The sequence below is a fragment of the Peribacillus sp. P4_D6 genome (assembly GCF_056401795.1).
This window is the reverse complement of record NZ_JBFUIQ010000105.1, coordinates 1-13,571: the sequence shown is the minus strand read 5'-3', so window position 1 is coordinate 13,571 and position 13,571 is coordinate 1. Positions and strand designations below refer to the sequence as shown.

The window sequence follows — 13,571 nt, the reverse complement described above, 5'->3', positions numbered from 1 at the left end:
ATATATTTTCCCTATATTATAATGGGTGGCAAATGAATCATGATGAGTATGATAGTGAAAATCGAACCAATGTCCTTCCAATGGGGGATTTTCCTGCCTTACATGGAATCTGATGATATCCTTGCCGCTGATTGAATCATAAATATGGAATATCTTCTCGGCCCTGCCTGCACTCGGCTGCTCAGTGATGGTCAATTGCTGTAATTTTTCATCCGGAAATTGTGCAGCCATTTCTGTAATGGCTTCTTCCATTTTTGGTAATATGACCATTTTGAATTCATCGCCAATTTTTGGATTGATCTTATCGCCAAATTTCATAAATGCGTTTTCCTCTGCCTTATTCAGGATGTCCGATAAAAATTCTTCCCGGTTGAATTCTTCCTCAATTTCAGTTGAATTCTGCGAAGGAAGATAGGCTAATCCCTCTTCTTCCACTAATCCCTTTTTAGTATCCTTTAACGAATCGRCTTCCGCTAACCACGCCAGATCTGAAGGAGTGACAAGACCAAACGTCAAAACGGATACTAAAATGACGAGACTTTTCCTGAACCAAACCGCTGCTTTCAACTCACACTCCCCCTCCTTTTTTGTATTGTCTTTATATTTAGTATACTTTTATTTTTTGGTAATTACGAATATATAGTTACCCATGTTTTAAAAATCAAAAAAAAGGATAAATACCTATATAAAGTTTAATGAACTCGAACTTTTTAATAAATATCAATAAATTTACATTTAAATGAAGGATTTTGACGATTTTTGGAGAAATTAATTAGATTCAAGTCTTTTTAAGGAGGGGTCTTATATGGCTTCGACTGCCATGGTGGCTTTATGTCTTGTTACATTAGCATTTTTCGTATATTTATCATTTGCTGATTAAGAATAAATGAATACCTACGAAAAATCTCCTTGTCATTTTTCTACAATGACAAGGTTTTCTTTTCACTCAAACATAAGTTTACCTTTTTGGCAGATAAAAGGACTGAATAATGGAGGAATCATTTTGGAAAACAACAATGAGAAGATAAAAGATAAGGATTACAAAAGGGAAACTGCGAAAGGGAGCTCCGGAATGGTCGTTACAGCTCATCCTGTCGCAACTTCAATAGGGGAAAAAATATTACGTGAAGGTGGAAATGCTGTCGATGCGGCCGTCGCCATCCAATTTGCCCTAAATGTTGTTGAACCAATGATGACTGGTATCGGCGGAAGTGGTTTTCTTATGGTATATAATGCAAAAGATAAGGAAACGAAAATATACGACGGCCATGTAAGGGCACCTAAGGCCGCACATCGAGACATGTTTCTTGATGAAAAAGGGGAAGTCATCCCTTTTAAAGAGAGATCTATCAAAGCAACAGCGGTTGGCATTCCTGGAATACTGAAAGCTATGGATGAAGCACTCGCCGAAAATGGCAGCAAGCCATTGGCAGAACTTATCGAGCCATCCATTGAATTTGCTGAAAAAGGAGTTCCCGTCAATTGGGTTCTATGCGATGCTCTTAAAAACTTTGAATATCGATTGGGCGATGAAGCGCGTAAGTTCTTCATACCAAACGGAAAACCCTATCAGGATGGCGATTTGCTKATTAAAGAAAAATTGGCGAATACCTATCGGATATTACAACGTGAAGGAATTTCCGCTTTTTATGAAGGTGAAATCGGAGAGGGCATCATTTCCTGCATACAAGAACTTGGAGGGTTCATGGAGCTTTCTGATTTAAAGGGCTATAAAGCTACTATCGATGTACCAATGTATGGGACTTATAAGGATTATTTAATTGCTTCATCAAATGCGCCAAGTGCCGGCGGATTCACGGTCATTCAAATCCTGAAAATTTTGGAAAGCTTCCAAATCGAACAATATGACGCCCGTTCTTGGGAAAAATATTATTTAATCGCAGAAGCGATGCGTCTGGCATTTACAGATAAAAAAGCATTTCTCGCTGATCCCGAATTTGCCGAATTGCCATTGGCGGGCCTCATGCATGATGAGTATATAGCTAAACGCCGCTCATTCATTAATTTCAAGTCAAGAAATAATGCCATTGACTTCGGAAACCCTTGGATTTATGATTSCGTGCAACAAAGGGAAGTCATTCCGCAACCTAATGAAGAAGAGATCAGTGAAACGACGCACTTCACTGTCCGTGACAGATGGGGTAATATCGCAGCATGCACTTCTACAGTGGAACATCCATTCGGATCAGGCATCATGGTTTCCGACTATGGTTTCATGCTGAATAACGAACTGACTGATTTTGATTCCATTCCTGGCGGCATGAATGAAGTGCAGCCCAATAAACGCCCAGTCAGCTGTAAAAGCCCGACCATCATCTTTAAGGACGGCGAGCCGATCTTGACGTTAGGGTCACCAGGAGGACCAACCATCATCAGTTCAGTCGTACAAACGATCATTAATGTACTCGATTTAAAAATGGATTTGAAAGCAGCCATCGAAGAACCTAGAATTTTCACTCCGATGGGGCCTCATATTGAATGGGAGCCTGGAATGGATATGACTAGCAAAGGCCACTTGGAAGCAATGGGCTTCGCCTTTAATGAAGTTCCCCACTCAATAGGGAATGTCCAAGCGATTCAAATCAACCCCGATGGCTCGAACTATGGTGCTGCCGATTCAAGCCGGGAAGGCTGTGCCATGGGTCTGGACGAAACAGATTATAAATCGTGATCACTGGATGGAAATGAAGCCAAAATGGAATTTGGATGTTTTTCTTTTTAGTACCTCAAATCCAAATTCCTCAAAGCGGGAGCTGCGGTAATGGTCTTTCAACACGACTCTATTGCGCGCAACCCGCTTGGCTTCTTTCATTATTTCAACCGATAGATCCTTACCATCCGCAAAATGAGTCAGTCCCCTGATACCATTCGATTCCTGAATCGTTTCTTCAAACATGGGATCGAAATATACGACATCAAAATGATTATCCGGCAATGTTTTCAATATTTCGTAATGGTCACCCTGCCTGACCTCTATTCTTCTCATCGCAGAAATCATTTTTTCTTCTGCATCCTCCCATGTTTTCATTCCACGGTCCACGAGCAAGGCCAAATATTGATTTCCTTCCAATCCGACAACCCGTCCATGTTCACCCACCGCGAAACTTGCGACAATCGCATCAGAGCCCAATCCCAAGGTACAATCAAGCACAGTGTTCCCTTCATTTATATCTCCGGCAATGAGAAATGGATCACTCTCTCCGCGCATTATTCTTTTTATACGGATCATCGCCAGGTTCGGATGAAAAAAGAATGGTTCTTTTTCCTGATATCGATATAACTCCATCCGCTTTTTACCAAAAACAAGGCAATCATCTTCATTATGTTCCGCTTGGATATCACTCACCGATCGTTTTCTTCTTGCTATAAAGGGGATTTGCAATTCTTCAGCTAACCTTTTGGCTAATATCATCGTTTCTTTATCGGCTCTTCCTACTGTTGTGACAAACATGAATCCTACCCCTTCATACTCTCTTAAAATTTGAAAAGAATGCCCTGTTTCCAGGACATTCCGCTTCATCACTTATTTACTTACTGAACGCTGCCAATAAATTTTCCATGATGGCTTCCATTGGCTGTCCTTCTATATCATGGCGCGGAATGAAATGTACGACCTCTTTGCCCTTTAAAAGAGCCATGGATGGTGAAGAAGGTTCTATTCCATCGAAGTATTCGCGCATTTTAGCTGTCGCTTCCTTATCTTGGCCTGCGAATACAGTTACCAAATGATCTGGCTTATTGTCCGCTTGGAGTACGGCTTGAGTAGCAGCTGGACGGGCTAACCCGGCAGCACAGCCGCAAACTGAATTCACGACCACAAGTGTCGTACCTTCCACCGATTCCATAAAGTTTTCAACCGCTTCAGCGGATTCCAACTCATCAAAACCTGCCTGCACCAGTTCCGCACGCATTGGTTTCACCATTTGTTTCATATATTCATCATATGCCATCGACATAAAAAAACCTCCTTGGTTACAATTCTTCAATTAGTATAATGATACTATATTCTTCAGTGCATATGCAAAAATGACGCTTAAAGCTTTGTAAAATTTCATTTTTCACAAAGAAACATGGTGACAGAAATCCAGTTTCCTTCTGCCACCATGTTTTAGTCTTCCCTTTAAACTTAAACTTTCATCACTCCGCCTGAGCTGGCATTCGTCACAAGTTTGGAATACCGTGCTAAATAGCCAGTCCTGACCTTTGACTCGAAGCCTTTCCAATTGGCTTTGCGTTTTTCGAATTCTTCATCGGAAATTTCCAATTGGATTTTACGATTATTCAAATCCAATTCGATGATATCTCCATCTTCAACAAAGGCGATCGGGCCTCCCTCAGCTGCTTCGGGGGATATATGACCAATGCTGATGCCTCGCGATGCTCCYGAAAAGCGGCCATCTGTGATCAAACCGACTTTCGCTCCAAGTCCCCTCCCGACGATTTGGGAAGTGGGTGCCAACATTTCCGGCATTCCCGGCCCACCTTTAGGCCCTTCGTAACGAATGACCACTACATCCCCTTCTTTAACCTTTCCGGTAATGATTCCGGAAAGTGCATCTTCCTGGGAATCGAAACAAATGGCGGGACCCCTGTGATAGCCACCAACTGATGCGTCAACGGCGCCCACTTTTACGATGGAGCCTTGAGGAGCAAGGTTACCGAACAATACCGCAAGCCCGCCACGCTCAGAATGCGGATTATCCAATGGATGGATTACATCCTTGTCCAATATTTCACAACCGGCAACATTTTCGCGGAGCGTCTTACCTGAGACAGAAAGGCAATCTCCATTAAACGCACCTGGTTTTTTGAGTAACTCATTAATGACGGCACTTACACCACCGGCATTATGTACATCTTCAATATGGTAATCGGATGCCGGTGCAATTTTCGCTAGATGCGGTACGCGGTTAGCTATTTCATTTATGCGTTCCATCGGATATTCAAAACCTGCTTCATGTGCCAATGCAAGCGTATGAAGCACGGTGTTCGTCGAACCGCCCATCGCCATATCCAAGGCAAATGCGTTATCAATTGCATCAATCGTCACGATATCACGAGGCTTGATATCCTGTTTGATTATCTCCATCAACTGTTTAGCGGATTTCTTAACGAATTCCTTACGTTCTTCGGCTACCGCCAAAATCGTTCCATTTCCCGGTAGCGCAAGTCCCAATCCTTCAGCCAGGCAGTTCATGGAGTTTGCTGTGAACATTCCTGAACAAGAACCGCAAGTAGGGCATGCAACTTGCTCGATCTCCTGCAAATCCTCTTCATTGATATTACCTGCTTGATAAGCACCCACCCCTTCAAAAACGGATGTTAATGAAAGAGATTTACCATTTTTATCTTTACCTGCTTTCATGGGTCCGCCGCTTACGAATATTGTAGGAATATTGACACGAAGTGCTCCCATCATCATTCCCGGCGTTATCTTGTCACAGTTTGGAATGCACACCATACCGTCAAACCAATGTGCCGATACAACAGTTTCCACGGAATCTGCGATGATTTCACGGCTTGGCAAGGAATAGCGCATACCAATATGACCCATTGCAATTCCATCGTCTACCCCGATCGTATTAAATTCGAAAGGAACACCGCCCGCTTCGCGAATCGCTTCCTTCACAATTTTTCCGAATTCCTGAAGGTGGACATGACCTGGAACGATATCGATGTATGAATTACAAACCGCGATGAACGGTTTACCGAAATCTTCTTCTTTAACCCCTGCTGCCCGCAACAGACTTCTATGTGGAGCTCGATCGACCCCTTTTGTAATCATGTCACTTCTCATATTTGATGTAGACATTTGTTGTACCCCCAATTTCCGCTAAATGTTTAATGATTCAGAATAATATAATTTTTAGTATACTCTAAAAATTCTAACATATTTATAGACAAATGCAACCATTCTTCACTAAATACCTACAAAAATCATTTTACTAAAATAATAGAGTTCTAATTTATAGATTCGACCTCAGGGGAACCCCTTTCAAACGATTGGAAATGATCCTAAAAAAAATAATAAGGCATGCGGATTATATCAGCCACATGCCTTTTTCCTGGGTCATTTCAAATCACTTGTCATTCGCTTGTCTTGATTCTGTCATTTGCTTCCAAACCGAACCTTTTGCTTCTTCGCCATTTTCTATACGGTCTATGGCCATCTTGACCTGCAGGGCCACTTCGAATTCAGGATCCTGTTCCGCTTGTTTAAGATAAGGGAGGGTCGTTTCATTTCCCACTTCGTATAAAAACATCGCGGCCCGCCATCTAACCAATTTATTTTTATCCGAAAGTGATTGAGACATTTCTCCCATCGCTTCTTCAAAGCCAAGATCTGATAAACAATCACCAGCAGTACGTCTTACGGCCGCGCTTTTATCTTTCAAGGCTTTATACAAGCTCGGAAGCACTTTTCTATCTTCAATCATACCCAAGTATACTACCGCGAGCCTTCGAATGGAGACTTTACTGTCGGAGAGTGCCATATCCAATACTGGAATATCATCAACCGTAGGATCTTCCATTTGTTCTAAAGCCTGATAACGCTTTTCCCAACTTTCATCATTCAGCATTTCTGCAGACAGTTTAATTTTTGGACGTTTCAAAATTGCTTCCTTTGTATCGACCATTTCTTGTGCAGCTGCAACTAGCCGATTAATTCGATCTTCCGGATAAGCTGCGATCAGTTCATCCGATACTTCCTTCACGATATCTTCCATATCACCATATCTTACGCCATAATCCTTCCATTTTCGAAGCAGGACTACATTATCATCTTCTTTTTGGGCAGCGGCAATGCCCTTTATGAAATATTCCGGTAAGGCAAAACGTTTTTCGTGTTGACTATCACTTGCTTTAATTTGCATCGGAATGCCCTTGAATTGTTGAATGGCAACAGTTACTTCACCGTAATGTTCATTTAATGCCCCTTGTTGATTTTGTTCCTCGGTTTTTTCTCCAAAGACCTGACGGATTTGGACCAAGATATCTTTCCAATCATATTTCGCGTTTCGCTCAACGGCTAAGAAGTCCGCAACATGATATACCCCTTTCACTCCCTCGATCGTAAATAAATCCCTTATCAGCTTGGGTGCCTGGTCAGCTTGATCTTTCTTATAATTATTGCTTTTACCAGCTAATAGCTCTTCTGTTAAATTGATTTTCATTGTATTCGGACTTGGTGTAGGTTCTATCGACTTTATTTTCAATGCATTTCTCTCCTTTTACAAGACGTTTCCATGTACTAGATATTATCACATCGCAAACAGATTCTCATGCAATTGAGATTGGCAAAAAAAAGACTGATCCAAGTTTACATCCTTGGACCAGTCACCACGCTCATTCTTCTTCCAATTTTTCCGCTAAATACGCCCATCTTTCCATCAAATGGTCTAATTTATCCGTTAGTTCCTTTTCTTCTTCAAGAAGCAGGCGGACTTTTTCAAAATCGCTTCCCGCTGCTGACATTTCTGATGTTATGTCTTTCAAGCGCAGCTCGGCCCGCTCCATGTTCCCTTCTATCTCTTCCCATTCCTTACTTTCCGCATAGGTCAGTTTTTTCTTTTTCTTTTCGGTCCGGTTCATCTGTGGCTCTGGTGCTTTTACTGGCACAGCCTCTTCCGTCTTGTCTTCCAAGAACTCTGAATATGAGCCGTAATAAAAGTCAATGTCACCTTTATTCTTGAAAACAAGAAGCTGGTGGCACGTTTTATCCAAGAAATACCTATCATGTGAGACAGTAATGACTACACCTGAAAATGTTTCTAAATAATCCTCAAGAACGGTCAAGGTTTGCGTGTCCAAATCATTCGTCGGTTCATCCAAAAGCAGGACATTAGGTGCCGACATCAATATGTTAAGGAGATATAATCGCCTTTTCTCCCCACCGGACAGCTTACGAATTGGTGTCCCATGCGATCCCATTGGAAATAAGAACCTTTCAAGCATCTGCGCAGCCGATATGAAACTACCATCTTTAAGGGCGATTGAATCCGCCGTTTCCCGAATATACTCTATCATGCGCAAATTCTCATCCATATCGACGCTTTCTTGCGTATAGTACCCTATTTTCACGGTTTGCCCTTTTTCCAGGTTTCCTTCATCTATGGATTCCCTTCCTGCCAGGATATTCAACAAGGTTGACTTTCCGCTGCCATTATTACCGACGATCCCAATTCGATCACCTGGTTTGAAGAGGAAGGAAAAATGGTTGATGATGGTTCGATCACCGAAGGATTTAGAAACATCCTGCATCTCAAGTACTTTTTTCCCAAGACGGGCACCGCTTAATTCCATTTCCAGGTTCTCGGTTTTCTGCTTATCCTTTACACCTGATTCCAATGTTTCGAAGCGTTGGATCCTGGCCTTTTGTTTCGTTGTCCGAGCCTTTGCACCCTTACGGATCCAGGCCAGTTCTTTTTTGAATAGACTTTCCTTTTTCGTTCTTTCAKCCGATTCATTCTCTTCACGAATGGCCTTTGATTCTAAATAATCCGCATAGTTTCCTTTGTATTCGAAAAGCTGGGTCTGGGCAATTTCCCAAATCTTATTGGACACACGATCAAGGAAATATCGATCATGGGTTACAAATAAAACGGATTTTTGATATTTACCTAAATATTCTTCAAGCCAAGTAATGCTTTCAAAATCGAGATGGTTCGTAGGCTCATCCAAAATCAATAAATCAGGGGTCTCAATCAAGGTTTTTGCCAGGGCCGCACGTTTTTTTTGGCCGCCTGACAGTTCCCCCAGTCTCCTTGAATGATCAGGAAGTCCAAGCTTGGTCAGTATCGTTCTGGCATTGGCACTTGTATCCCAGGCACCTAGCGTGTCCATATCCTGCTGCTGTTTTAACAAACGGTCCTGTATTGCGCTATTCTGCGGGTCCACTTGAAGTTCAATGAGCGTCTTTTCATACTCTTTAATCAACGAAAATACAGGAGTTGAACTTTCATACATATATTCCATGATCGTCAATTTCTCATCAAAATGCGGATCTTGGGACAGATAGGAAATCGTATAATCATTCGGATGATCCTTCGTTCCTAAATCACTGTCYTCCAGCCCTGCGATGATATTCAATAATGTCGATTTACCGGTACCGTTTATCCCAACGATCCCGATTTTTTCCCCTTCGGTAATGGAAAAAGAGACATCTTTAAAAAGCAGCTTTTCCCCTTGGGTTTTCATTACATGTTCCATGCTAAAAACTTTCATAATCGTACATCCCATTCCTTATTAAATTCCTCTAAAAATCCTACCATATATTCATGCCTTTCATTAGCAATCTTCTTGGCTGTACAAGTATTAAGCATATCTTGCAAGCGCAATAATTTTTCATGAAAGTGATGAATGGAAGAGCTTTTGCCATTCCTGTATTCCTTCTTGGTCATGTTTTCCCTAATGGGCAATGAAGGATCATACATAAGCTGTCCCTTCTTTCCGCCAAATGCAAATGTCCTGGCTATGCCAATGGCACCAATTGCATCCAAGCGGTCCGCATCCTGAACAATTTCAGCCTCTATCGAAGGTAGCCTCATCTGCCCTGCACTAAATGAAATTGTATTGATGATCTGTTTGATGGCATCAACACTATCAATATCCAACTTTATTTCATCAAACCAAGCATCAAGCTTTTTCCAGCCCCCATCGGCTTCCTGGTTTAGTTTATCATCAGGGATATCATGAAGCAGAGCCGCCATTTCAATGATGAACTCATTTCCTACTCGTTCTTCTTTTGCAATATGTAAAGCCAGCTTACGAACACGATCGATATGGAACCAATCATGGCCGCTGGCATCAGAATTCAATCGGTCATATACATACTTCTCCGTTAACTCAATCATCGTTTGTTGCATTTCACCACTCCATGTCCTTTCTATTTTACCATGGTTCTCAATAATGGTGTGCTTTAATCTTCATTGAACCAACTGAGCCCAATCGTCTGTTCACCGGTATGCACCCCGATGGCGCTCCCCAGTGGGGATACATGGATCAACACATGAGGGAATTCTTCGGAAATCATCTTTTTCCATTTTTGTGCCTGCTCCGACACTCCACCATATAATATGGTGCATTCCTTTACTGTTCCCGCTTCGACTGATCTGCGAAAATCAGTGAAGATCTGTTTTTCCGCTTTTTTAAGGTTCCGAGGTTTAGATTTAGTATGGAGCACACCATTTTCAATTGAAATGATGGGTTTAAAGCTCAATAGGCTTCCTAGAATATACTGTGCGTTTGTTAACCTGCCGCTCCGATGCAGCTGATCTAAAGAGCCTATCATTACATAGGTCTCATGGTTATCCGCATACATTCTCGTTTTGACGAATGCTTCATTTATGGAATCGCCATTCTCAATATAATGCATGAGCCGTTTCAAGATTAATAGCATTGGAAAAGAAATAAGTAAAGTATCAAAAACGTCAACAGGGATCGTAACCATTTGTGCAGCTTGCCTGCTCGCAGAAACCGTCCCGCTCAATTCACTGGAAAGATGTACGGCTATGATTCGATCATAGCGTTTTTCAAGCTCCTTATATAATTCCTGGAATCGGCCGACCGAGGGCTGTGACGTGGTTGCCGTGATTTTTTCCTCACTCATCCTCCGGTATAATTCCTCAGGTAATAGGTCGACGCCATCTTCATATTCCTTCCCATCGATGATGACGACCATCGGAACGATGTATACATGTTCATTCAATGATAATTCTTCATCTAAAGTTCCCGTACTATCTGTTACCCATGCAATTCGTTCCATGGTTTCCCCCCTCATTTGTGTCTTCTATTATATTCAATATCCCAACCATCTGTCCCCTTTTAAAAACGGATGCATGCAATAAATATCTTACCTCAAGAAAAGAGCCCAACAGAAACTTTCCGTTGGACTCGATTTCATACTTCATATTAATTTTTTTATATCTTCTTCCATTTCCAGAGGTTTTGTTTTAGGTGCAAACCGGCTGACGATATTTCCATTACGATCAATCAAGAACTTTGTAAAATTCCATTTTATCGATTTGGACCCCATCACTCCAGGAGCATTTTCAGTCAGATAGCTGAATAAGGGGTGGGCTTCCTTTCCTTTGACATTCACTTTTGCAAACATCGGGAAGGTTACACCATGATTCAATTTGCAATATGAATCGATTTCCAGATCATCACCAGGCTCCTGATTCAAAAACTGATTACACGGAAAACCAAGCACGACTACCCCATCCTCTTTATATTGCACATACAGACTTTGCAAATCATCATACTGTGGCGAAAAACCGCATTTGCTTGCGGTATTCACTATAATCATCACTTTCCCTTTATATTCCTCAAGCGAGATAGTTTCGCCATTGATTTTATTGACTTCAAATTCGTAAATGGACATGTATGATCTCTCCCTTTAGTATGATGATTCATTTTACCGTATTTAAAGGTAGGTTTACCAACTTTAATCCTTTTCCTATCATCCCGGAATCTTCACTGCTTGAATGGATTGAATCAAATACTCTACCATGTCTTCCAAATCATCCATTTGCTCTTCTCTTACAAGCCTTCCAAATGAAATTTTATATATAGAGGAAGTAATGGGTTGCATTTTTTTACTGACCGTTTCGCTGGTCGTCACTGATATGATTCTCTGATCTCCCCAAATTTTTTCCAGGTCACTTAACAATTGTTCAGCATTCACTTCTTCAAGCTTTTTAGGAAAAGAAATGAATATATTGACCGTGCAGCCTGAATGCGTATCATCAATAGCTGCATCGAGTAACTCCGAACTTAGGTTATGTAGGGAAGCGTGTAGCTCAATGGCTCCGCTAATCGAAATGGGCGCGTTTGTTTTTTTCAATTCCATCTCGATCTTATATGATCTGGACATGGTTGAGAGATTCACTATATCATCACGGTTTATGACCAATATATCCCCAATGAAGTCACGATCGTAAACCGCTCCCTCCAATACCACTTTCATGTTTTCAAATGCTGTAGGATCAAACAATCTCCAAACACCTCTCCAACTTCATAGTTAATGTATTCCGATCTTCCCATTTTACCATTCCCAGGCCATTTCCTTCGGGATTTACAAGAAATTATTAAAATAGCTTTTCTATTCAATAATTTTCTATATAATTAAAATATTATGATTTTTGAAGAAGGAGGCTAATCATGCCAATTAGAATTCCGGAACAACTGCCAGCAAGGGAAATTTTAGAACAGGAAAATATCTTCGTAATGGATGAGCAAAGAGCTACCAATCAGGAAATCCGTCCATTGAATATATTAATTTTAAACCTAATGCCAGAAAAAGAAAAAACGGAGGCCCAGTTACTGCGCTTTCTTGGCAATACTCCCATTCAAGTAAATATATCATTCCTGCGCTTAAGCACACATGAATCAAAGAACACAAGTAAATTTCATTTAGATCAGTTTTACAAATCATTCAATGATATTCGCACAAAGAAATATGACGGCTTGATCATTACAGGCGCTCCAGTGGAAAAGCTGGAGTTTTCAGACGTTAATTATTGGGAAGAACTGCAGAGCATCATGAACTGGTCAAGTGAAAATGTCACATCCACCCTACATATCTGTTGGGGGGCACAAGCTGCCCTGTACCATCATTATGGAATAGGCAAATACGAACTTCCAGAGAAATGCTTTGGGGTATACACTCATGAGGTCCTTGAACCGAATGAAAATCTAGTCCGCGGATTCGATGATTATTTTATGGCCCCTCATTCACGCTATACGGATATTGACTATCAAAAATTAGTTAACCATCCTGAATTGAAGGTTCTCGCACAGTCCGATCAAGCTGGTGTATTGATGGCTGCTTCAGTTGATGGAAAAAGAATTATGGTCACCGGCCATTTCGAGTATGATGCCGATACCCTCGGTGAAGAATACAAGCGCGATAGGGAACGCGGGATCAATACGCAACTCCCAGAAAATTACTTTCCTGATAACGATCCGACCAGGATACCTCTTCACCGCTGGAAGAGCCATTGCAGCCTGATGTTCTCGAATTGGCTGAACTATTATGTCTACCAATCAACCCCTTATGAGTGGGATTGAAAGGGTAAGAAAAAAGAAGCTTTCACTTTGAAATGAATCGCTTTTTTATGGCAGACACATCCAATCATCATGGGAAACAACCTGAGTATCTGACTCAGGTTGTTTGGTTCATGATTCCTTATTACCGAAATATACCTCTTCAAAAGGTTGGACCACCACAAATCCTTGTCCTTCGAATTTCATTTGAACGGATTCGCCGCTTCCCCTTCCAAAAAACGACTTCAATGAAACATCCGTTACGAATTCAGGCTGCAATTCCCCTGACCAAGCTACTGTGGCATTCGGGTCGGTATAAACCGGATTCCCAGGTTCCACAATTAAAGTAAGAGGCTCATAATGGGAAGTGAATGCGACCATGCCTCTCCCCTCGAGCCTTACGTTGAACAATCCGCCCGCCAATAACCCGGCAATGCGCCGCATCATTTTTATATCCCATGAAATCCCCGGCTCAAATGCGAGTAAATCATTTCCGTTAACAC

Annotated in this window: 13 protein-coding genes; 2 read left to right on the top strand and 11 right to left on the bottom strand. The window is 41.6% G+C overall.

The window, feature by feature from the left end:
* Positions 1-567, bottom strand: a 567-nt coding sequence (locus AC1DVB_RS21160; protein ID WP_477590804.1) for a YpjP family protein, incomplete at its 3' end; no start/stop codon positions are given.
* Positions 568-1,003: 436 nt separating this feature from the next.
* Between AC1DVB_RS21160 and ggt the strand changes: the two genes are divergently transcribed.
* Positions 1,004-2,692: a gamma-glutamyltransferase gene (gene ggt, locus AC1DVB_RS21155; protein ID WP_477590802.1), complete on the top strand. Its 1,689-nt coding sequence runs from the start codon at positions 1,004-1,006 to the stop codon at positions 2,690-2,692.
* On the opposite strand, the gene AC1DVB_RS21150 is transcribed toward ggt, so the two are convergent.
* From AC1DVB_RS21150 to AC1DVB_RS21110, 9 genes are all read right to left on the bottom strand, one after another.
* Positions 2,693-3,472 (bottom strand): class I SAM-dependent methyltransferase, encoded by a 780-nt coding sequence (locus tag AC1DVB_RS21150; protein ID WP_187049644.1) that lies wholly within the window; start codon positions 3,470-3,472, stop codon positions 2,693-2,695. It lies immediately after the preceding gene.
* A gap of 76 nt (positions 3,473-3,548) precedes the next feature.
* On the bottom strand, positions 3,549-3,977 hold the full coding sequence (locus AC1DVB_RS21145; RefSeq protein WP_057277313.1) for a BrxA/BrxB family bacilliredoxin: 429 nt from the start codon (positions 3,975-3,977) through the stop codon (positions 3,549-3,551).
* 170 nt (positions 3,978-4,147) lie between these two features.
* A complete protein-coding gene (gene ilvD / locus AC1DVB_RS21140) occupies positions 4,148-5,818 on the bottom strand; it encodes a dihydroxy-acid dehydratase (protein ID WP_034311212.1) in 1,671 nt (556 codons plus the stop codon).
* Between the two features lie 283 nt (positions 5,819-6,101).
* Entirely contained in the window at positions 6,102-7,238 is a 1,137-nt protein-coding gene (locus AC1DVB_RS21135; RefSeq protein ID WP_057277312.1) for a conserved virulence factor C family protein, read from the bottom strand.
* Between the two features lie 130 nt (positions 7,239-7,368).
* Positions 7,369-9,246 (bottom strand): ABC-F family ATP-binding cassette domain-containing protein, encoded by a 1,878-nt coding sequence (locus tag AC1DVB_RS21130; RefSeq protein WP_477590800.1) that lies wholly within the window; start codon positions 9,244-9,246, stop codon positions 7,369-7,371.
* Positions 9,243-9,887 (bottom strand): HD domain-containing protein, encoded by a 645-nt coding sequence (locus tag AC1DVB_RS21125; RefSeq protein WP_477590798.1) that lies wholly within the window; start codon positions 9,885-9,887, stop codon positions 9,243-9,245. Before AC1DVB_RS21125 ends, AC1DVB_RS21130 begins: the two co-directional genes overlap by 4 nt.
* 53 nt (positions 9,888-9,940) lie before the next feature.
* Positions 9,941-10,786, bottom strand: a complete 846-nt coding sequence (locus AC1DVB_RS21120; RefSeq protein ID WP_057277309.1) for a DegV family protein — start codon at positions 10,784-10,786, stop codon at positions 9,941-9,943.
* Positions 10,787-10,927: 141 nt separating this feature from the next.
* Positions 10,928-11,404 (bottom strand): glutathione peroxidase, encoded by a 477-nt coding sequence (locus AC1DVB_RS21115; RefSeq protein WP_034307586.1) that lies wholly within the window; start codon positions 11,402-11,404, stop codon positions 10,928-10,930.
* 78 nt (positions 11,405-11,482) lie between these two features.
* Positions 11,483-12,016 carry a hypothetical protein gene (locus AC1DVB_RS21110; RefSeq protein WP_057277308.1) on the bottom strand — a complete coding sequence of 178 codons (534 nt, stop codon included), beginning with the start codon at positions 12,014-12,016 and terminating at the stop codon, positions 11,483-11,485.
* Between the two features lie 167 nt (positions 12,017-12,183).
* On the opposite strand from AC1DVB_RS21110, the gene metA reads away from it, so the two are divergent.
* Positions 12,184-13,092, top strand: coding sequence for a homoserine O-acetyltransferase MetA (gene metA, locus AC1DVB_RS21105; RefSeq protein WP_057277307.1), 909 nt, complete (start codon positions 12,184-12,186; stop codon positions 13,090-13,092).
* 108 nt (positions 13,093-13,200) lie between these two features.
* Here the strand turns inward: metA and AC1DVB_RS21100 are convergent.
* On the bottom strand, positions 13,201-13,571 hold a 371-nt coding region (locus AC1DVB_RS21100), incomplete at its 5' end, for an AIM24 family protein (protein ID WP_477590795.1).

Excerpts from the sequence above, each read along its gene's own strand:
- metA (WP_057277307.1), top strand. The coding sequence starts at position 12,184 with ATGCCAATTAGAATTCCGGAACAACTGCCAGCAAGGGAAATTTTAGAA.
- AC1DVB_RS21125 (WP_477590798.1), bottom strand. The coding sequence starts at position 9,887 with ATGCAACAAACGATGATTGAGTTAACGGAGAAGTATGTATATGACCGA.
- AC1DVB_RS21150 (WP_187049644.1), bottom strand. The coding sequence starts at position 3,472 with ATGTTTGTCACAACAGTAGGAAGAGCCGATAAAGAAACGATGATATTA.
- AC1DVB_RS21145 (WP_057277313.1), bottom strand. The coding sequence starts at position 3,977 with ATGTCGATGGCATATGATGAATATATGAAACAAATGGTGAAACCAATG.
- AC1DVB_RS21120 (WP_057277309.1), bottom strand. The coding sequence starts at position 10,786 with ATGGAACGAATTGCATGGGTAACAGATAGTACGGGAACTTTAGATGAA.
- AC1DVB_RS21115 (WP_034307586.1), bottom strand. The coding sequence starts at position 11,404 with ATGTCCATTTACGAATTTGAAGTCAATAAAATCAATGGCGAAACTATC.